The sequence below is a fragment of the Roseomonas sp. E05 genome, assembly GCF_030063475.1.
Taxonomy (GTDB): Bacteria; Pseudomonadota; Alphaproteobacteria; order Acetobacterales; family Acetobacteraceae; genus Pseudoroseomonas.
Genome location: NZ_JASIRT010000016.1, coordinates 77,487 through 94,178 on the forward strand (window position 1 = coordinate 77,487; position 16,692 = coordinate 94,178).

The window sequence follows — 16,692 nt, forward strand, 5'->3', positions numbered from 1 at the left end:
CGGTGGCGCCGCTTCGGCGGTGACTATCGTAATCCACTGCGGATCACGCGGTTGCCCGGCAGGGTTTCTATCCGCCCATCCAGCTCAAGTTCCAGCAGGACAGCCTGTACCGCAGCGGACGACAGGTGGCAGGCCCGCACAAGCTCGTCAACCGTGACTGGTGAAGATCCTATCAGATCAAGGATTTGAGCGGCGCCCGATGGAAGGCCGGCCGGCGGGGGCGCGGCGGGCGATGCCTGGGCGGCGGGCGCCCGGCGGAACAGGGGTGCGGGACGGGGGGCCTCGGGGAGATGCTCCAGCACGTCGGCGGCGCGCTCGGTCAGGTGCGCGCCCTGGCGCAGCAGGTCGTTCGAGCCGGCGCAGCGCGGGTCGAGCGGGCTGCCGGGCACGGCGAAGACCTCCCGCCCGGCTTCCAGGGCCAGGTTCGCCGTCATCAGCGTGCCGGAGCGGAGCGCCGCCTCGACCACCACCACGCCCAGGCTCAGCCCGGCGATGATCCGGTTGCGGCGGGGAAAGTGGCGCGCGATCGGCGCGGTGCCGAGCGGCGCCTCGGCCACCACCGCGCCGCGCTCCGCGATGATGGACTGCAGCTCCGTGTGCTCCGGCGGATAGGCGCGGTCCAGCCCGCCGGGAATGACGGCAACCGTCGGCCCGAGGCGCAGCGCACCGAGATGGGCGGCACCGTCGATGCCGCGCGCGAGGCCGGAGGTGACCACAAGGCCGGCGGCCACCAGCGATTCGGCCAGCTCGCCTGCGAGGCGGCGGCCGAGGGTGGAGGCATTGCGCGCCCCGACCACCCCCACCTGGCGGGCTGCCAGCAGGGCGGGATCACCGATGACGGCGATCGCGATCGGCGGATCTTCCAGCAGCGCCAGCAGGGGCGGATAGTCCGGCTCGCCCCAGAACAGGAAGCGGCCGCCCATGCCGTCCACCTCCTCCATCTCGCGCGCGACGGCGGCGGCGGAGGGTGGCCGGAAGGGCACGGCGCGGCGGGCGGAGAGCGCCGGCAGCGCCTCCAGCGCCGCCTCGGCGGTGCGGCAGCGCTCCAGCAGGCGGCGGAAGGTCATCGGGCCGATGCCGTCCGTCCGCGCGAGCCGCAGGCGCGCCAGCGCCTCCGAGGGGGTCACGTCTTGCGGCCGATCCGCGGCTCGGTGCCGGCCATCAGGCGCCGGATATTGTCCCGATGCCGGAAGATGATGAGCAGCGCCAGCACCAGGGCGAAGGCCGCGAGGTTCAGATCGCCCGCCAGCAGGGCGATCACCGGCGCGGCGCAGCAGGCCGCAAGCGCCGCGGCGGAGGAGATGCGCGTGATCTTCGCCATGGCCAGCCAGATCAGCGCGCAGATCAGGCCGAGCCACCAGGCGGCGGCGAGCAGCACGCCGGCGCCGGTCGCCACGCCCTTGCCGCCCCTGAAGCCCAGCCAGACCGGGAAGACATGCCCGGCCATGGCGCCGATGCCGGCCACGAACCCGGCCTCCCGGCTCCAGGCCGCCGCGCAGAGCAGGACCGGCACCACACCCTTCAGCACATCCAGCAGCAGGGTGGCGGCGGCCACCTTCCTGTTGCCGGTGCGCAGCACGTTGGTGGCGCCGATATTGCCGCTGCCGACCTTGCGGATATCGCCCAGGCCGGCGGCGCGGGTCAGCAGCAGGCCATAGGGCACCGAGCCGGAAAGGTAGCCGAGCAGGGCGGCCAGGACGAGCGGCATCATCCGAACACGCGCCGCCCGGCCTTCCAGGTGCCGAGCACCCGGCCCTCCAGGGCGCGGCCGTCGAAGGGAGAGTTCTGCGCCTTGCCCGGCAGCTTGCCGGCCTCGACCTTCCAGGCGCGCTCGGCGTCGAACAGCACGAGGTCGGCCGGGGCGCCGCGCGCCAGGCGGCCCGATTCCAGGCCAAGCAGCTTCGCCGGGCGGCAGGTCAGCAGCGCCAGGGCGTCGGCGAGGCGCAGGTCCTCCCCGTGCACCCGCGCCAGGGTGATGCCGAGCAGCGTCGCCAGCCCCGTGCCGCCGGCCGAGGCCTGGGCGAAGGGCAGGCGCTTGTCGTCCGGGTCGGCCGGCTGGTGGTCGGAGGCGATGGCGTCGATGGTGCCGTCCGCCAGGGCGGCGACCACGGCCAGCCGGTCCGCCTCCCGCCGCAGCGGCGGGGAGAGCTTGGCATAGGTGCGGAAGTCGCCGATCGCCGTCTCGTTCAGGTCGAAATAGGGCGGCGCGGTGTCGCAGGTGACGGCCAGCCCCTCGGCCTTGGCGGCGCGGATCAGGTCCAGCGCGGCGGCGGTGGAGACATGGGCGAAATGCACATGGCCGCGGGTGAGGCGGGCGAGGGCGACGTCGCGCGCCACCATCATGGCCTCGGCGGCGGGCGGGATGCCGGGCAGGCCGAGCCGGGTGGCCAGCTCGCCCTCGGTGGCGACGCCGCCGCGGGCGAGGGAGGGCTCCTCCGGGTGTTGCACCACGAAGGTGCCGAAGGCGCGGGCATAGGAGAGCGCCAGCCGCATGGTGCGGGCCTCGGCGATGGCCTTGCTGCCGTCGCTGAAGGCGATGGCGCCGGCCTCGCGGAGCAGGCCGAATTCGGAGATCTCCTTGCCGGCGCAGCCCTTGGTGGCGGCGCCATAGGGCAGGATGCTCAGGCTGCCGGTCGCCTCGCCGCGCCGGAGCATGAACTGCAGCAGGGCGGCGTCGTCCAGCGCCGGCTGGGTGTCGGGCAGGGCGCAAAGCGTGGTGATGCCGCCCGCCGCCGCCGCCTCGGCCGCGCTCTCGATGGTCTCGCGATATTCCGCGCCGGGCTCGCCCAGGGCGGCGCGCAGGTCGATCAGGCCGGGGGCGAGCACGGCGCCGCCGCATTCCACCACCTCGGCGCCCTCGGGGATGCCGAGCGCCCCGCCATGGTCCACGATGAGGCCGCGGCTGACCAGCAGGCTGCCCGGCGCATCCAGCCCCGCCGCGGGGTCGATCAGGCGGGCATTGACGAAGATGGTGTCGCGCATGGGGGTCATCACAGCCGGGCGTTCCGCCTCACGTTGCGGGAGAGGGTGTCGAGCACCGCCATGCGGACGGCGACGCCCATCTCCACCTGCTCGCCGATCACGCTGCGCGCCGGGTCGTCGGCGACGGCGCTGTCGATCTCGACGCCGCGGTTCATCGGGCCGGGATGCATGACGATGGCATCCGGCCTCGCATGGGCGAGCTTGGCCGCGTCCAGCCCGTAGAAGCGGAAATACTCCCGGGCGGAGGGCACCAGGCCGCCGGCCATGCGCTCCTTCTGCAGGCGGAGCATCATCACCACATCGGCCTCCGCCAGGCCGGCCTTCATGTCGTGGAAGACCTCGACGCCGAGCCGGTCCACCTCCGCCGGGATCAGCGCCGGCGGCCCGACGACGCGGACGCGGCAGTTCATGGTGGTCAGCAGGTGGATGTTGCTGCGGGCGACGCGGCTGTGCAGCACGTCGCCGCAGATGGCCACGGTCAGGTTCTCCAGCCGGCCCTTGTGGCGGCGGATGGTCAGCGCATCGAGCAGGGCCTGGGTCGGGTGCTCATGCGTGCCGTCCCCGGCATTGATGACGGCCGCATCCACCTTCTGGCTCAGCAGGGCGGGCGCGCCGGACTGGGCGTGGCGCACCACCAGCAGGTCGCAATGCATGGCGTTGAGGGTGGAGGCGGTGTCGAGCAGCGTCTCGCCCTTGTTCACGCTGCTGGTCGAGACGGACATGTTGATCACGTCCGCGCCCAGCCGCTTGCCCGCCAGCTCGAAGCTGGTGCGGGTGCGGGTGCTGTCCTCGAAGAAGAGGTTGATCAGCGTCTGGCCCTTCAGCAGGTCCCGCTGCGTCTTTCCGCTGCGGTTCAGGAGGGCATAGGACTCGGCCAGATCCAGGAGATCGGCGATGTAGGGCGGCTCCAGGCCCTGGAGGGCGAGGAGGTGCCGGTGAGGAAAGGGCAGCATCGAGGACCAGTCCGGCTAGAGGCGGGGGACCATAACCACCCTGGCGCCCGGCCGGAAGGGGCGCCGGGCCGGGGTCACGCGCGGGGAGGGGCCGTGGCGTCCAGCGCGGCCTGCAGCATGTAGGCGGCGGCGGCGGCATCCACGGCCTTGGCGCGCTTGCTCCGCGTCAGGTCCGCCTCCTCGATCATCATGCGGTTCACGGCGGAGGAGGAGAGCCGCTCGTCCCACAGCGCCGCCGGCAGCTCGGTGGCGCTGGAGAGGGCGATGGCCCAGTCCTTCGCCGCCTGGGCGGCGGGGCCGAAGCTGCCGTCCAGCCCCAGCGGCAGGCCGACCACCAGCCCGCCCGCGCCCTCCCGGCGGGCGATGGCGGCGATCTCGGCGGCGTTGGCGCCGAGCTTCGCCCGGGCCATGCCGCGATAGGGGCTGGCCAGCATCAGGGAGACGTCGCTCAGCGCGACGCCGATGATCCGCTTGCCGGGATCGAGGCCAATGAGCCTTTGACCCCGTGGCAGCGCGGCGCGAAGCTCGGTCAGGTTGATGATGGGCATGGCGGTGTTTATGGTCCGCCTCCGTTTGCGCGCAAACCTGACCTTTCACTCTCCGGAAGAAAAAAGAAATGTCGCTCGACACCGCCACTGTCCGGCGCGTCGCTTCGTTGGCCCGCATCAGGGTTGAGGAGGACGAGTTGCCACGCCTTGAGGCCGAGCTGAACGGTATCCTGGGCTGGATCGAGCAGTTGCAGGCCGTGGACACCTCCAGCGTCGAGCCGATGGCCGGCGGCGGCAACCAGGCGCTGCGGATGCGCGAGGACCGCGTGACCGATGGCGACATCCAGGAGAAGGTGCTGGCCAACGCGCCCGACCGCGCCGGCGCCTTCTTCGCCGTGCCCAAGGTGGTGGAGTGAGCCGCATGACCGCCCCGACCGACATGACGCTCGCCGGCGCCCGCGCCGCGCTGGGCCGGCGCGAGATCAGCGCCGTCGAGCTGACGCGCGCCCATCTCGGCGCCATCGAGGCGCTGAACCCGCGGATCAACGCCTACATCACCACCACGCCCGAGCTGGCGCTGGCCCAGGCCGAGGCGGCCGATGCCGCGCTCGCCAAGGGCGAGGGGCGGGCGCTGACCGGCATCCCGCTGGCCATCAAGGACCTGTTCTGCACCGCCGGCACCCGCACCACGGCGGGCAGCCGCATCCTCGGCAGTTTCGTGCCGCCCTATGAGAGCACCGTCTCCGGCAACCTGCTGCGGGATGGCGCCGTGTTCCTGGGCAAGGCGAACCTGGACGAGTTCGCCATGGGCTCCTCCAACACCACCTCGGCCTTCGGGGCGGTGGAGAATCCGTGGAAGCGGCAGGGGGAGGAAGAGACCTTCCTGGTGCCCGGCGGCTCCTCCGGCGGCTCGGCGGCGGCGGTGGCGGCGCGGCTGGCGCTCGGCGCCACGGCGACCGATACCGGTGGCTCGATCCGCCAGCCGGCGGCCTTCTGCGGCATCGCCGGCATCAAGCCGACCTATGGGCGCTGCTCGCGCTTCGGCATCGTGGCCTTCGCCTCCTCGCTCGACCAGGCGGGGCCGGTGGCGCGCACCGTCGAGGACTGCGCCATCCTGCTCGGCTCCATGGCCGGCTTCGACCCGAAGGATTCCACCAGCGCCGACATCCCGGTGCCGGATTTCGCCGCCGCCTGCGCCCGTGGGGTGAAGGGGCTGCGCATCGGCATCCCGCGCGAGTACCGGCTGGACGGGCTGCCGGCCGAGATCGCCGCGCTCTGGGACCAGGGCATGGCCTGGCTGAAGGCCGAGGGCGCCGAGCTGGTGGAGATCAGCCTGCCGCACACGAAACACGCGCTGCCGACCTACTACATCGTCGCGCCGGCCGAGGCCTCCTCCAACCTGGCGCGCTATGACGGCGTGCGCTTCGGGCTGCGCGAGAACGGCGAGGACCTGAAGGACCTCTACGAGCGCACCCGCGCCGCCGGCTTCGGCGAGGAGGTGCGGCGCCGCATCCTGATCGGCACCTACGTGCTGAGCGCCGGGTACTACGACGCCTACTACCTGAAGGCGCAGCAGGTGCGGGCGCTGATCAAGCGCGACTTCGACCAGGCCTGGGACAAGGTGGACGCCATCCTGACCCCGGCAACCCCGTCCGCCGCCTTCGGGCGGGACGAGAAGCAGGACGACCCGGTGGCGATGTACCTGAACGACGTCTTCACGGTGACGGCGAACCTCGCCGGCATCCCCGGCCTCGCCGTGCCGGCCGGGCAGGACGCGAAGGGGCTGCCGCTCGGGCTGCAGATCCTGGGCAAGCCCTTCGATGAAGAGACTGTCTTCGCCGTCGGCAGCGCCATCGAGCGCGCCGCCGGCTTCACGGCGCTTCCGGCACTGAGGGCCGCGGCATGAGCTACACGATCGAGGGCGCGACCGGCCCCTGGGAACTGGTGATCGGGCTGGAGGTCCATGCCCAGGTCACCTCGAAGGCCAAGTTGTTCAGCGGCGCCGCGACCGAATTCGGCGCCGAGCCGAACTCGCAGGTCAGCTTCGTCGATGCCGGCTTCCCCGGGATGCTGCCGGTGATCAACCGCGAATGCGTGGCCCAGGCCGTCCGCACCGGGCTCGGGCTGAACGCGCAGGTCAATCTCTGGTCCCGCTTCGACCGGAAGAACTACTTCTACGCCGACCTGCCGCAGGGCTATCAGATCAGCCAGTACCAGTTCCCGGTGATCGGGACGGGCGAGATCGGGATCGAGCTGGCCGACGGCACGACCAAGCTGATCGGCATCACCCGCCTGCACCTGGAGCAGGATGCCGGCAAGTCGCTGCACGACCAGCACCCGACCAAGAGCTACATCGACCTCAACCGCTCGGGCGTCGCGCTGATGGAGATCGTCTCCGAGCCCGACATGCGCTCGCCGGAGGAGGCGGGGGCCTATCTGACCAAGCTGCGGCAGATCCTGCGCTATCTCGGCACCTGCGACGGCAACATGGAGCAGGGCTCGCTGCGCGCCGACGTGAACGTCTCCGTCCGCCGCGCGGGCGAGGGGTTCCGCACGCGCTGCGAGGTGAAGAACGTCAACTCCATCCGTTTTGTGATGCAGGCGGTGGAGGCCGAGGCGCGGCGGCAGATCGAGGTCTGGGAGTCCGGTGGGACGGTGGACCAGGAGACGCGCCTGTTCGACACCACGCGCGGCGTGACGCGCTCCATGCGCTCCAAGGAGGACGCGCATGACTACCGCTACTTCCCGGACCCGGACCTGCCGCCGCTGGTGCTGGAACAGGCCTGGGTGGATGAGCTGGCGGCCGCCCTGCCGGAACTGCCGGACGCCCGCCGCGCCCGCTATGTCGGCGATTTCGGCCTGACGCCCTATGACGCCCATGTGCTGACGCTGGAGAAGGAGACCGCCGCCTTCTACGAGGCGGTGGCGCAGGGCCGCGATCCGAAGATGGCCGCCAACTGGGTCACCGGCGACTTCTTCGCCGGTCTCAACCGGACCGGCCATTCGATCGGGGATTCGCCGGTCAGCGCGGAGAACCTCGGCGCGCTGCTCGACCTCATCAAGGACGGCACCCTCTCCGGCAAGCTGGCCAAGGAGGTGCTGGAGGCGATGTTCGAGACGGGCAAGCCGCCCGCCGCCATCGTCGAGGAGCGCGGCCTCAAGCAGGTGACGGATACCGGCGCGATCGAGGGCGTCATCGACGAGGTGATGGCGAAGAACGCCGACAAGGTCGCCGAATTCCGCTCGGGCAAGGAGAAGCTGTTCGGCTTCTTTGTCGGCCAGACGATGAAGGCCATGCAGGGCAAGGGCAACCCGGCCCTGGTGAACGATCTGCTGAAGAAGAAGCTGGCGGGCTGACGCCCGGCGCCACTCCGTGCTTCCCTCCCGGTCCTGACCGCAGGACCGGGAGAGTCGCACCCCCATGATCACCCTCTACACCTGGAACACCCCCAACGGCCGCAAGATCAGCGTGGCCCTGGAGGAGATGGAACTGCCCTATGCGGTGAAGGTCATCGACATCACCAAGGGCCAGCAGTTCGATCCCGAATTCCTCAAGTTCTCGCCGAACAACCGCATCCCCGCCATCATCGACGACGAGGGGCCGGACGGGCAGCCGATCAGCGTCTTTGAGTCGGGCGCCATTCTCCTCTACCTCGCCGAGAAGACCGGGCGCTTCATGCCGAAGGACCTGCGCGGCCGCGTGGCGGTGTGGGAATGGCTGATGTGGCAGATGGGCGGCTTCGGCCCCATGCCCGGGCAATATCACCATTTCCTCACGCGCCCCGAGGGGCCTGCGCGGGACTACGGGTTGGAGCGCTACGGCAACGAGACCAAGCGGCTCTATGGCGTGCTGGACAAGCGCCTGACCGGCCGCGACTTCGTGGCGACCGAGAGCGAGCCAAGCATCGCCGACTTTGCCATCCTCGGCTGGGCTTGGCGGCATGAGCGCCACCTCGGCAGCCTCGATTCCTTTCCGGCTGTCGCTGCCTGGTATGCGCTAATGATGGCGCGCCCGGCAGCGGCACGCGGAATGCAGGTGGCGTTGGCCTGACGATGGGCGGGGGCCGGCCCTTACGAGGGCCGGCAACCCGCTGCGCCCCGGAGAGGGGGCGTGCACGGCCACTTGTGGCAAAATCCGAATTTTTTGGAGGGTCTGCTGGTGCCGACGCCCGGGATTGAACCGGGGACCTACTGATTACGAATCAGTTGCTCTACCGCTGAGCTACGTCGGCGCGCAGGCGCTATCTAGCCTCCCCGGCAAGGCAGGGCAACTGCCTTGCATGGGGGTTGGTGGAAGAAATGCAGGGGGCGGGGCGGGAACCCGGAACGGGTACCGCCCTGGGCCCCTTCAGTGCACCAGGACGGGCACCATCTCGTGCTGAAGAATCGCGGCAGTGGCGAGATTGGCGTCAGGCGCCGCGCCGATCTGCGTCCCATCGGCGGCGTGGATGGCCACGGCTTGGTTGCCGTCGACGAGAATGGGCCGGATATAGGCGATCTCCTCCGCTCCGAAGCGGGCCCATTCAGCCGGGGCAAGCTGCCGCAGCGCGTCGGCCGCGGTGAAGGAGCGAGTAGGCCCTTCCTTATTCATGACATGGATTCTCCTTGTGCTGTCTCGCCTGGCGAGCCCAGCGAGCGACCATAGTCTCGCGTCTTGAGGCAGCTTTTCTTCCCCTGTTCACTCCTTCCGGTTTCCTCTGTCTGCCGCCCTGGAGGCAGCTTCGGACAAAGGATCTATATCCAGAATGAAGGACGGGGGGGGAAAGTTTACCTGACCGTTGATGCGCCTTCGTCGACAGTGTCACGCTGCACCAGCGGCCGGCCACCCTGCGAACCACGGGTGCCGATGTGAATCGACTTCACCCGTACCTCGGGCTGCGGGCGCTTGAGGTCGATGTGCAGCAGCCCGTTGTCCAGCCAGGCGCCCTCGACATCGATGCCCTCCGCGAGCACGAAGGCGCGCTGGAACTGGCGCGCAGCGATGCCGCGATGCAGGAAGATCCGCCCTTCGGGCTCCTCGCGCTGCTTGCCGCGGACCACCAGCTGGTTGTCCTCCTGCGTGATCTGCAGGTCATCCATGCTGAAGCCGGCAACAGCCAGGGTGATCCGGAGGCGGTTCTCGCCCGTCTGTTCGATGTTGTAGGGCGGATAGCCATCGGCGTTCTTGGCCACGCGGTCGAGCATCTGCTCCAGATGATCGAAGCCAAGAAACAGGGGCGAGCCGAAAAGCGAAGAGCGAGACATGGGGGAACGGAACTCCTCAGAAGCGAGCGAGCCTGCGGCAGGACCCGAAGCACCCTGCCTTGGCTCATAAGTTGTGCAAACCAAGCGGTGATGCAAGGGGTCGTGCCGGCTGGCGGCCAAGGCAGTTGATGGCGCCGGGCGCGGCGGCTACAGCACCCTTTCCATGTCCGATACCGATCTGCTGCCCATTCTCCTGGTGCCTGATGCGCGGCTCCGCGCCAAGGCGCGCCCCGTTGGCGCCGGCGACACCGACACGGTGCGCGCCCTGGCTCCGCGCATGCTGGCCACCATGTACAAGGCTCCGGGCATCGGCCTGGCCGCCCCGCAGATCGGCAGCCTGCTGCGGATGGTGGTGATCGACCTCCAGCCGGACGAGAAGCCGGAACCAATGGTCATGGTGAACCCGGAGATCGTCGCCGCCAGCACGGAGATGGCGACGCGGGAGGAGGGTTGCCTGTCGCTGCCCAACCAGTACGCGGACGTGACGCGCCCGGCCCAGGTCAAGGTGCGCTGGCAGGACCTGGAGGGCGCGAAGCAGGAACGCACCGCCGAGGGGCTGCTGGCCACCTGCATCCAGCACGAGATCGATCACCTGAACGGGGTGCTGTTCGTCGACCACATCTCGGCGCTGAAGCGGAACATGCTGCTGCGCCGCCTGGCCAAGGAGCTGAAGGCCAGGACGCGGGACGGCGAATGACCCCGCTGCGCCTGGCCTTCATGGGCAGCCCCGACTTCGCGGTGCCGGCGCTGCGGGCGCTGCACGGGGCCGGGCACCACATCGTGGCGGTCTATACGCAGCCGCCCCGGCCCTCCGGCCGCGGGCAGAAGGAGACGCCCTGCGCGGTGCACCGCGCCGCGCTGGAACTCGGCCTGCCGGTGCGGAACCCGGCGCGGCTGCGGCGCGACGAGGCGGAACAGGCCGCCTTCGCCGCGCTGGGTCTCGATGCGGCCGTGGTCGCCGCCTATGGGCTGATCCTGCCGCCGGCCATGCTGCGGGCGCCGCGGCGCGGCTGCCTGAACATCCATGCCTCCCTGCTGCCGCGCTGGCGCGGCGCCGCGCCCATCCAGGCCGCCATCCTGGCCGGCGATGCGGAAACCGGCGTCACCATCATGCAGATGGAGGAGGGGCTGGACACCGGCCCCATGCTGCTGGCCGGCCGGGTGCCGATCGGCCCGCGCGACGGCACGCCCGCCATCCATGACGCACTGGCCGCGCAGGGCGCCACGCTGATCCTGCGCGCCCTGGCCGAGAACCCCGTGCCGCAACCCCAGCCGGAGGAGGGCGTGACCTATGCGCCCAAGCTCACCAAGGAGGACGGCCGGCTGCACTGGACCGACAGCGCCGCCGCCCTGGATCGCCGCGTCCGCGCACTGAACCCCTGGCCGGGCACCTTCTTCACGCATGATGGGGAGACGATCCGCGTCCTGCAGGCTGTGCCCGAGCCGCTGCCCGCCTCCGCCGCGCCCGCCTCCGCCGCGCCCGCCTCCGCCGCGCCCGGCGCCGTGCTGGACGACGCGCCGCGCATCGCCTGCGGGGAGGGCGTGCTGCGCCTGCAGCGCCTGCAGCGCGCCGGGCGCGGCGCGATGGACGCCGCCGCCTTCCTGCGCGGCTACGCGCTCCCTCCTGGCATGGTCCTGGGCTGAGCCACATGCCGCGCTACGCCCTGCTGGTGGAATATGACGGCGCCCCCTTCGTCGGCTGGCAGCGGCAGAGCAGCGGCCTTTCCATCCAGCAGGTGCTGGAGGAGGCCGCCGCGCCCCTGAACGGGGGGCAGCCCGCGCGCATGATGGCCTCGGGCCGCACCGATGCGGGCGTTCATGCCGTCGGGCAGGTGGTGCAGGTGGATCTGGGCCGTGAGCTGGCGCCCGAGCGCCTGCGCGAGGCCCTGAACTTCCACAGCCGCCCGCATCCGGTTTCGGTGGTCCGCGCCGCGCGGGCGCCGGAGGACTGGTTCGCGCGCTTCTCCTGCATCAAACGCGGCTATCGCTACCGCATCCTGAACCGCCGCGCCCGCCCGGCACTGGAGGCGGGGCGCGTCTGGCATGTCGCCCCGCCCCTGGACGCGGCGGCCATGCACGAGGCGGCGCAAGGCCTGCTCGGCCGCCATGACTTCTCGGCCTTCCGGGCGTCCTCCTGCCAGGCGAAGGACGCGCTGCGCACCCTCGACCGGCTGGACGTCACGCGCCAGGGGGACGAGATCACGGTGGAGACGGAGGCCCGCTCCTTCCTGCATCACCAGGTGCGCAACCTGGTGGGCACGCTGGTCGAGGTGGGCTTCGGGCGGCGGCCGGTCGCCTGGCCACGCGCCCTGCTGGAGGGGCGCGACCGCACCGCCGCCGGACAGACCGCACCACCGGAAGGGCTGACCTTCCTCTTCGCCCGCTATCCGCAGCCGCTGGACTGGGGCTGAGAGCGCTCTCCGAGGCTCCTGGCGCAAATGCGATGCGGGCCGGAGCCGATCGGCACCGGGGGGGCAGGGGAGCACGACACTGCCGGGGACTTCTTCACGGCCCGGCCGAGATTTTGAAATTGCGAATCTCTCGCATTTTCGGCAGGCCATCGGCCTTGGCCGTGGAATGAAGCGAGATCCGATCCTTGCAATGGCTTGATACACCCTCCCGCTACGGTCTGGTGAGCCGGGTGCTGCACTGGGGCATGGCGCTGCTCTTCGCCTGGCAGTTCGCCGGAATGGTCGTGCGGATCACCGTCGGGCGATCGCCGCTGACAGCCTTCATGGTGGGCAGCCATGGCGGCGTGGGCGTCCTGCTTTTTCTGCTGGTGTTGCTGCGCGGAGGCTGGAGCCTGCTCAACCGGGGGCGACGGCCGCACTATGAGCGCGGGCTTCCGGGCCTGGCGGCCCGGCTGGGGCACCTGGCGCTCTATGGGCTGATGGTCACGGTCCCGGCCCTGGCGCTCCTGCGGCAATACGGTTCGGGCCGGGCTTTCGCCCCTTTCGGCATTCCGTTGATGCCGGGCTTCGAGGGACGGATCGAGAGCCTGGTGGCACCGGCCAACGCGGTGCACGGGTTGCTGGCCTGGAGCCTGCTGGCCCTCGTGGGCGGACATGCCGCCATGGCGCTGGTCCATCGCTTTCTCTGGGGCGACGACATGCTGGCCCGCATGGCGGGTCGGCGTGGACGTGTCCGGGAGGTTGCACAGGCCGAGCGCGCCTGACGGGAGGGAGCACACCGGCGCAACAAGCCGGTTCTGGGAGAGCCCGGGCTTCGGACGGAGCGCGCTTCGCCTACCACTGGGCTGTGCAAAGCGGGCGAGCAGAAGGCGTCGCCGGGAAAAGGCCGGGTGGCGGAGCGAGTGCGACCGGATTCGAACCTTCTCCATGTGAGATGCCGACGTGTCGTCTTGTTTCCGCACCATCCGCATGCTTCAAATATTCGTTGCATACACAGAGCGTCCGGTAGGCAATTGAATCTTCAACAATCCCGTCTGTCGACGGTTCGTTCAGGACGAACCGGCACTCAACAGCTTCGATCGAACCTTGTTGCAGGAATCGACCAGGCTTCGCGAGGTTCTGGCGGAGCATGGCGGCGCATTCCTCCGGGCGGCGGCCATCTTCGCCGATGGCAACTGCAACACCGGGATCGCTGTGATGCGTAACGCGATCGCGCCGCACGGGACGCTGACCTGGCCGATCTCCACATACCTGCCGTTCCTGTGGTCGCCCGACAAGCGCATGTTCCTGAAGCCTACAGCCACTCGCGACTTCGTGGAGAGAATCGGCCATCGGTTCGCGATCGAGTATGACTCGGAGATCACGGCCGATGTGTATTGGAGCCTGCTCGACCTGGCTGACGATACGGCGGTGGGTATTGACGCAGCTCAACCCGGCCGACCGCATCGACGTGCAGAGCTTCATCTGGGTCGTAGGGGAGTATCGCGAAGAGAACCTCCCGTGATGGGCAGCGGGCGGTGATCGAGTGGCTGGCCCTTGGGGCGGTCGCGCTTGCCGGAAGCATATTCGGCTCGGACGAGAAGCGATCGTCCTTCAGCAGCGGTTCGTCGAAGCCCTTCGATCCGGATCGGTGGCGCCGTGAGCAGGAGGCACAGGAGCGCGACTGGCGAAAGAAATGGGAGCCCGAGGTTGATCGGTCTCGCTGGATCCCGCAGAGCGCCGCACATCGCATTATCGAGGCATATCCTCCGCCAGGGGCAGAGCGCGACAGCTTCGGTGCCACCACGCGGGTCGCGACCAGGAAGCTCCTCGCCGAGTTCGCGACACACAACCAGCAGCATCTGATTGATCAGAAGGCCAAGTTGAAGGCGTTCTTCGACACAGTGGAAGCCTCGCCGTTGACCGACGAACAGGCTGACGCCTGTATCTGCATGGACGATGCCGTGCAGATCGTGGCGGCTGCCGGCTCGGGTAAGACGTCCACGATGGTCGCCAAGACGGGCTATGTGCTTCACCAAGAGCTAGCCAAGCCCGAGCAGATCCTGCTGCTCGCCTTCAACACGGACGCTGCCGACGAGCTCCGTCAACGGGTGCGTGAGCGTCTGAAGGGGACGGACGGCGCGGAACGGGTTACGGTCAAGACATTCCACGCCTTCGGCAGGGACGTCATCACTAAAAGACAGGGTCTGAGGCCGGCCGTGGCGCGCTGGGTGGGCAAGCGGCGTCAGGAAGATGAGATGATCGTCGAGATCGTCGAGGATCTGCGCTCACGCGACCCGGGCTTCGGAGTCGAATGGGACCTGTTCCGGACGGTTTTCGGGCGACCTATAGGGCGGGCCGCCGATCTGATCGAACCAAAGGATACCGGTCGTGGTGACATCCACACCGCCAACGGCGATTGGGTCAAGAGCCAGGAAGAGCGACTGATCGCCGATTGGCTGTTTTACCACGGCGTGAAATATGAGTATGAGCGGGACTATCAGCACGACACTCGGACGGCCACGCACCAGCAGTATCGCCCCGACTTCTACTATCCCGATGCGGAGCTCTATCACGAACATTTCGCTCTCGGACGCGACGGAAACCCGCCACCCCACTTCACCGGTGACTATCTGGCGGGCATCGCCTGGAAGCGCGAATGCCATGCTGAACATGGAACGGATTTGTTCGAGACGACCTCGCATGGCATCCGTCGCGGCGTCACCTTTCACGAGCTTGCCGAAGCGCTGAAAGCGCGCGGAGTGGAGCCGGTCTACGATGCGAGCCGCCCAGCCAAGGGAGAGCCGCCGATGGACACGCTGGCTCTGGCCAACCTCGTGCGCGGCTTTCAGCAGCACGTGAAGGGTGGCGGCACGACGGTAGCTGAGATCCGCCGCCGCATCGAGGCATCCGACGACGACGCGCACTCGGCGCGCTCGCTGAGCTTTCTAGCCCTTTACGAGCGTATCGCGGATGAGTGGGAGCGACGCCTGCGGGAGGCGTCGTGCATCGATTTCGACGATATGCTCGTTGAAGCGGCGGCGCTGATCGAGGCCGGCGCCTACAACAGCCCGTACACCATGATCTTCGCCGACGAGTTCCAGGACAGTTCACGCGCGCGGGTCAGGCTTCTGAAGGCGCTGCTCGATCAGACGGATCAGCGCGGGCATCTCTGCGTCGTCGGCGACGACTGGCAGAGCATCAATCGCTTTGCGGGAGCCGATCTAACGGTGATGACCGAATTCGCCGGCACGTTCCGGCACTCCTCGCAATTGAAGATGGCAACCACCTTCCGTTGTCCGCAGTCGCTGTGCGACGCCTCGGGCGCCTTCGTCTCAGCGAATCCACGCCAGCTAGAAAAGACCGTTCAGACGACCAACACCCGGGAAGGACGGTCGATCGTCGCCTTCGCCTTCGACTCGTCGGAGCAGGCGCTGCAGGGCGCCGAGACGCATCTCAGGCGGCTGCACGGACAGATCCAGAAACATGCTGTCGATCGCGTAGAGGGGCGTCGAATCACCGTCATGCTGCTTGGCCGTTACAATCACGATGAACCCAAGGATGCACTCAGGGCCTGGCAACAGAATTTCGGGGACGAACTCGATATCGAGTTCCGCACGATCCACTCGGCGAAGGGGCTTGAGGCCGACTATGTGATGATCCTCAACATGGTTGAGGACACCCTCGGCTTCCCCAGCCAGGTCGCGGACGACCCGGTGCTGGTCTTGGCCATGCCCGACGGCGAAGACTTCCCCATGGCCGAGGAGCGGCGGGTCTTCTACGTCGCGATGACGCGGGCCCGGCGGCAGGTCCGGATATACACCAAGGCATCTGCGCCCTCGCGTTTCCTGATCGAGATGGCTGCAAAGGACCTGATCGAACTGCGATTGGAAGACGGCGGGCACCTTCGGCCGTGCCCTAAATGCCGTAGGGGGGTGCTGGCGCAACGATCAGGCACCTATGGTGCTTTCGAAGGGTGCGGCGTGTGCGACTTCAAGCGCAATGTCGCCGATGGCGAGCCACGCCGGTCCAGTAATCGCGTTCACCTGACCACGCCCATGGCTCCAGGCGACAGCTGTCCGACTTGCGCCAAGGGCCGCATGAAGGCGCGCCCGAAAGCGCGCTACAGTCCGATGGTGGGCTGCTCAGGCTATCCCGATTGTAAGACCACTGCGCCGCTGCGACGATAGGCGATCGCGAGAGCGCGACGTCGCATTCGAATGCGACACACCGATCATGCGTGCTGTCGCACGCTCTCCCGGCGCGCCGCCGCAGTGCTTTGGTTGGAGCGGCCCCCAATTCGACCGGACAGCCGGCACCAGCCGGAGGTGCGCGACGAGTTCCGCGCCATTGTGTCGGCGGCGACGCTGGACGAGGAGACGCCGCGCTGATCGGGGCGCGATCGCGCTCGCACGTCGGATTTGCGATGGGCTGACGCTGACCTAGCCGGCCACCCTGCCGGCGCCGGCGCCGGCGCCGGGGACCCGGACCCGAAAGCGCGGGGACCGCCGGAGACGCGTAAGCGTCAGCCCGTTCCCGCGGGTGATGCGGTGAGCCTGAAGTTCCACGGCAGGAGTTCGTCGATGCGGTCGATGGTGTGGCCCCGGGCGAGGCGGTCGAGCACAACGGCGATGT

17 protein-coding genes and 1 tRNA gene are annotated in these 16,692 nt (G+C 69.1%); 10 read left to right on the forward strand and 8 right to left on the reverse strand.

Going from position 1 to position 16,692, the window contains the following annotated elements; translation table 11 throughout:
* Positions 1 to 23: 23 nt before the first annotated feature.
* The 5 genes from dprA to ruvX form a co-directional block, all read right to left on the reverse strand.
* Positions 24 to 1,127 carry a DNA-processing protein DprA gene (gene dprA / locus QMO56_RS16315; RefSeq protein ID WP_283527357.1) on the reverse strand — a complete coding sequence of 368 codons (1,104 nt, stop codon included), beginning with the start codon at positions 1,125 to 1,127 and terminating at the stop codon, positions 24 to 26.
* A complete protein-coding gene (plsY, locus tag QMO56_RS16320) occupies positions 1,124 to 1,708 on the reverse strand; it encodes a glycerol-3-phosphate 1-O-acyltransferase PlsY (RefSeq protein ID WP_408906532.1) in 585 nt (194 codons plus the stop codon). The genes dprA and plsY overlap by 4 nt, the downstream gene beginning before the upstream one ends.
* Positions 1,708 to 2,982 (reverse strand): dihydroorotase family protein, encoded by a 1,275-nt coding sequence (locus QMO56_RS16325; protein ID WP_283527360.1) that lies wholly within the window; start codon positions 2,980 to 2,982, stop codon positions 1,708 to 1,710. Before QMO56_RS16325 ends, plsY begins: the two co-directional genes overlap by 1 nt.
* An 8-nt stretch (positions 2,983 to 2,990) precedes the next feature.
* The gene (locus QMO56_RS16330) at positions 2,991 to 3,935 is read right to left on the reverse strand and encodes an aspartate carbamoyltransferase catalytic subunit (protein ID WP_283527362.1); all 945 of its coding nucleotides are present in this window, start codon (positions 3,933 to 3,935) and stop codon (positions 2,991 to 2,993) included.
* 74 nt (positions 3,936 to 4,009) lie between these two features.
* Positions 4,010 to 4,483: a Holliday junction resolvase RuvX gene (gene ruvX, locus QMO56_RS16335; protein ID WP_283527364.1), complete on the reverse strand. Its 474-nt coding sequence runs from the start codon at positions 4,481 to 4,483 to the stop codon at positions 4,010 to 4,012.
* 68 nt (positions 4,484 to 4,551) lie between these two features.
* On the opposite strand from ruvX, the gene gatC reads away from it, so the two are divergent.
* The 4 genes from gatC to QMO56_RS16355 all read left to right on the forward strand — a co-directional run bounded on the left by gatC (position 4,552) and on the right by QMO56_RS16355 (position 8,474).
* Positions 4,552 to 4,839, forward strand: a complete 288-nt coding sequence (gatC, locus tag QMO56_RS16340) for an Asp-tRNA(Asn)/Glu-tRNA(Gln) amidotransferase subunit GatC (protein ID WP_283527366.1) — start codon at positions 4,552 to 4,554, stop codon at positions 4,837 to 4,839.
* A gap of 5 nt (positions 4,840 to 4,844) precedes the next feature.
* The gene (gene gatA, locus QMO56_RS16345) at positions 4,845 to 6,329 is read left to right on the forward strand and encodes an Asp-tRNA(Asn)/Glu-tRNA(Gln) amidotransferase subunit GatA (protein WP_283527368.1); all 1,485 of its coding nucleotides are present in this window, start codon (positions 4,845 to 4,847) and stop codon (positions 6,327 to 6,329) included.
* A complete protein-coding gene (gene gatB / locus QMO56_RS16350) occupies positions 6,326 to 7,780 on the forward strand; it encodes an Asp-tRNA(Asn)/Glu-tRNA(Gln) amidotransferase subunit GatB (RefSeq protein WP_283527370.1) in 1,455 nt (484 codons plus the stop codon). Before gatA ends, gatB begins: the two co-directional genes overlap by 4 nt.
* 64 nt (positions 7,781 to 7,844) lie before the next feature.
* Positions 7,845 to 8,474, forward strand: a complete 630-nt coding sequence (locus QMO56_RS16355) for a glutathione S-transferase family protein (RefSeq protein WP_283527372.1) — start codon at positions 7,845 to 7,847, stop codon at positions 8,472 to 8,474.
* A gap of 106 nt (positions 8,475 to 8,580) precedes the next feature.
* Here QMO56_RS16355 and QMO56_RS16360 read toward each other — a convergent pair.
* The 3 genes from QMO56_RS16360 to QMO56_RS16370 all read right to left on the reverse strand — a co-directional run bounded on the left by QMO56_RS16360 (position 8,581) and on the right by QMO56_RS16370 (position 9,667).
* A tRNA-Thr gene (locus tag QMO56_RS16360) sits at positions 8,581 to 8,655 on the reverse strand.
* Positions 8,656 to 8,771: 116 nt separating this feature from the next.
* Entirely contained in the window at positions 8,772 to 9,014 is a 243-nt protein-coding gene (locus QMO56_RS16365; protein ID WP_283527374.1) for a hypothetical protein, read from the reverse strand.
* A gap of 176 nt (positions 9,015 to 9,190) precedes the next feature.
* Positions 9,191 to 9,667: an Hsp20 family protein gene (locus QMO56_RS16370; RefSeq protein ID WP_283527376.1), complete on the reverse strand. Its 477-nt coding sequence runs from the start codon at positions 9,665 to 9,667 to the stop codon at positions 9,191 to 9,193.
* A gap of 163 nt (positions 9,668 to 9,830) precedes the next feature.
* Between QMO56_RS16370 and def the strand changes: the two genes are divergently transcribed.
* The 6 genes from def to QMO56_RS16400 all read left to right on the forward strand — a co-directional run bounded on the left by def (position 9,831) and on the right by QMO56_RS16400 (position 16,247).
* On the forward strand, positions 9,831 to 10,364 hold the full coding sequence (def, locus tag QMO56_RS16375; RefSeq protein ID WP_283527378.1) for a peptide deformylase: 534 nt from the start codon (positions 9,831 to 9,833) through the stop codon (positions 10,362 to 10,364).
* 5 nt (positions 10,365 to 10,369) lie between these two features.
* The gene (gene fmt, locus QMO56_RS16380) at positions 10,370 to 11,311 is read left to right on the forward strand and encodes a methionyl-tRNA formyltransferase (RefSeq protein WP_283527393.1); all 942 of its coding nucleotides are present in this window, start codon (positions 10,370 to 10,372) and stop codon (positions 11,309 to 11,311) included.
* Positions 11,312 to 11,316: 5 nt separating this feature from the next.
* Positions 11,317 to 12,078 carry a tRNA pseudouridine(38-40) synthase TruA gene (gene truA / locus QMO56_RS16385; RefSeq protein WP_283527380.1) on the forward strand — a complete coding sequence of 254 codons (762 nt, stop codon included), beginning with the start codon at positions 11,317 to 11,319 and terminating at the stop codon, positions 12,076 to 12,078.
* A 185-nt stretch (positions 12,079 to 12,263) separates the two neighbouring features.
* The gene (locus QMO56_RS16390) at positions 12,264 to 12,842 is read left to right on the forward strand and encodes a cytochrome b (protein WP_283527382.1); all 579 of its coding nucleotides are present in this window, start codon (positions 12,264 to 12,266) and stop codon (positions 12,840 to 12,842) included.
* Positions 12,843 to 13,164: 322 nt separating this feature from the next.
* Positions 13,165 to 13,599 carry a hypothetical protein gene (locus tag QMO56_RS16395; protein WP_283527383.1) on the forward strand — a complete coding sequence of 145 codons (435 nt, stop codon included), beginning with the start codon at positions 13,165 to 13,167 and terminating at the stop codon, positions 13,597 to 13,599.
* Positions 13,596 to 16,247, forward strand: a complete 2,652-nt coding sequence (locus QMO56_RS16400; protein ID WP_283527385.1) for a UvrD-helicase domain-containing protein — start codon at positions 13,596 to 13,598, stop codon at positions 16,245 to 16,247. Before QMO56_RS16395 ends, QMO56_RS16400 begins: the two co-directional genes overlap by 4 nt.
* The last annotated feature ends 445 nt before the right edge of the window (positions 16,248 to 16,692 follow it).

Bases quoted from the DNA above. Each gene is read 5' to 3' on its own strand.
- QMO56_RS16355 (WP_283527372.1), top strand. From the start codon at position 7,845: ATGATCACCCTCTACACCTGGAACACCCCCAACGGCCGCAAGATCAGC.
- gatA (WP_283527368.1), top strand. From the start codon at position 4,845: ATGACCGCCCCGACCGACATGACGCTCGCCGGCGCCCGCGCCGCGCTG.
- QMO56_RS16330 (WP_283527362.1), bottom strand. From the start codon at position 3,935: ATGCTGCCCTTTCCTCACCGGCACCTCCTCGCCCTCCAGGGCCTGGAG.
- plsY (WP_408906532.1), bottom strand. From the start codon at position 1,708: ATGCCGCTCGTCCTGGCCGCCCTGCTCGGCTACCTTTCCGGCTCGGTG.
- truA (WP_283527380.1), top strand. From the start codon at position 11,317: ATGCCGCGCTACGCCCTGCTGGTGGAATATGACGGCGCCCCCTTCGTC.
- QMO56_RS16370 (WP_283527376.1), bottom strand. From the start codon at position 9,667: ATGTCTCGCTCTTCGCTTTTCGGCTCGCCCCTGTTTCTTGGCTTCGAT.
- gatB (WP_283527370.1), top strand. From the start codon at position 6,326: ATGAGCTACACGATCGAGGGCGCGACCGGCCCCTGGGAACTGGTGATC.
- ruvX (WP_283527364.1), bottom strand. From the start codon at position 4,483: ATGCCCATCATCAACCTGACCGAGCTTCGCGCCGCGCTGCCACGGGGT.
- gatC (WP_283527366.1), top strand. From the start codon at position 4,552: ATGTCGCTCGACACCGCCACTGTCCGGCGCGTCGCTTCGTTGGCCCGC.
- QMO56_RS16325 (WP_283527360.1), bottom strand. From the start codon at position 2,982: ATGCGCGACACCATCTTCGTCAATGCCCGCCTGATCGACCCCGCGGCG.
- QMO56_RS16365 (WP_283527374.1), bottom strand. From the start codon at position 9,014: ATGAATAAGGAAGGGCCTACTCGCTCCTTCACCGCGGCCGACGCGCTG.
- def (WP_283527378.1), top strand. From the start codon at position 9,831: ATGTCCGATACCGATCTGCTGCCCATTCTCCTGGTGCCTGATGCGCGG.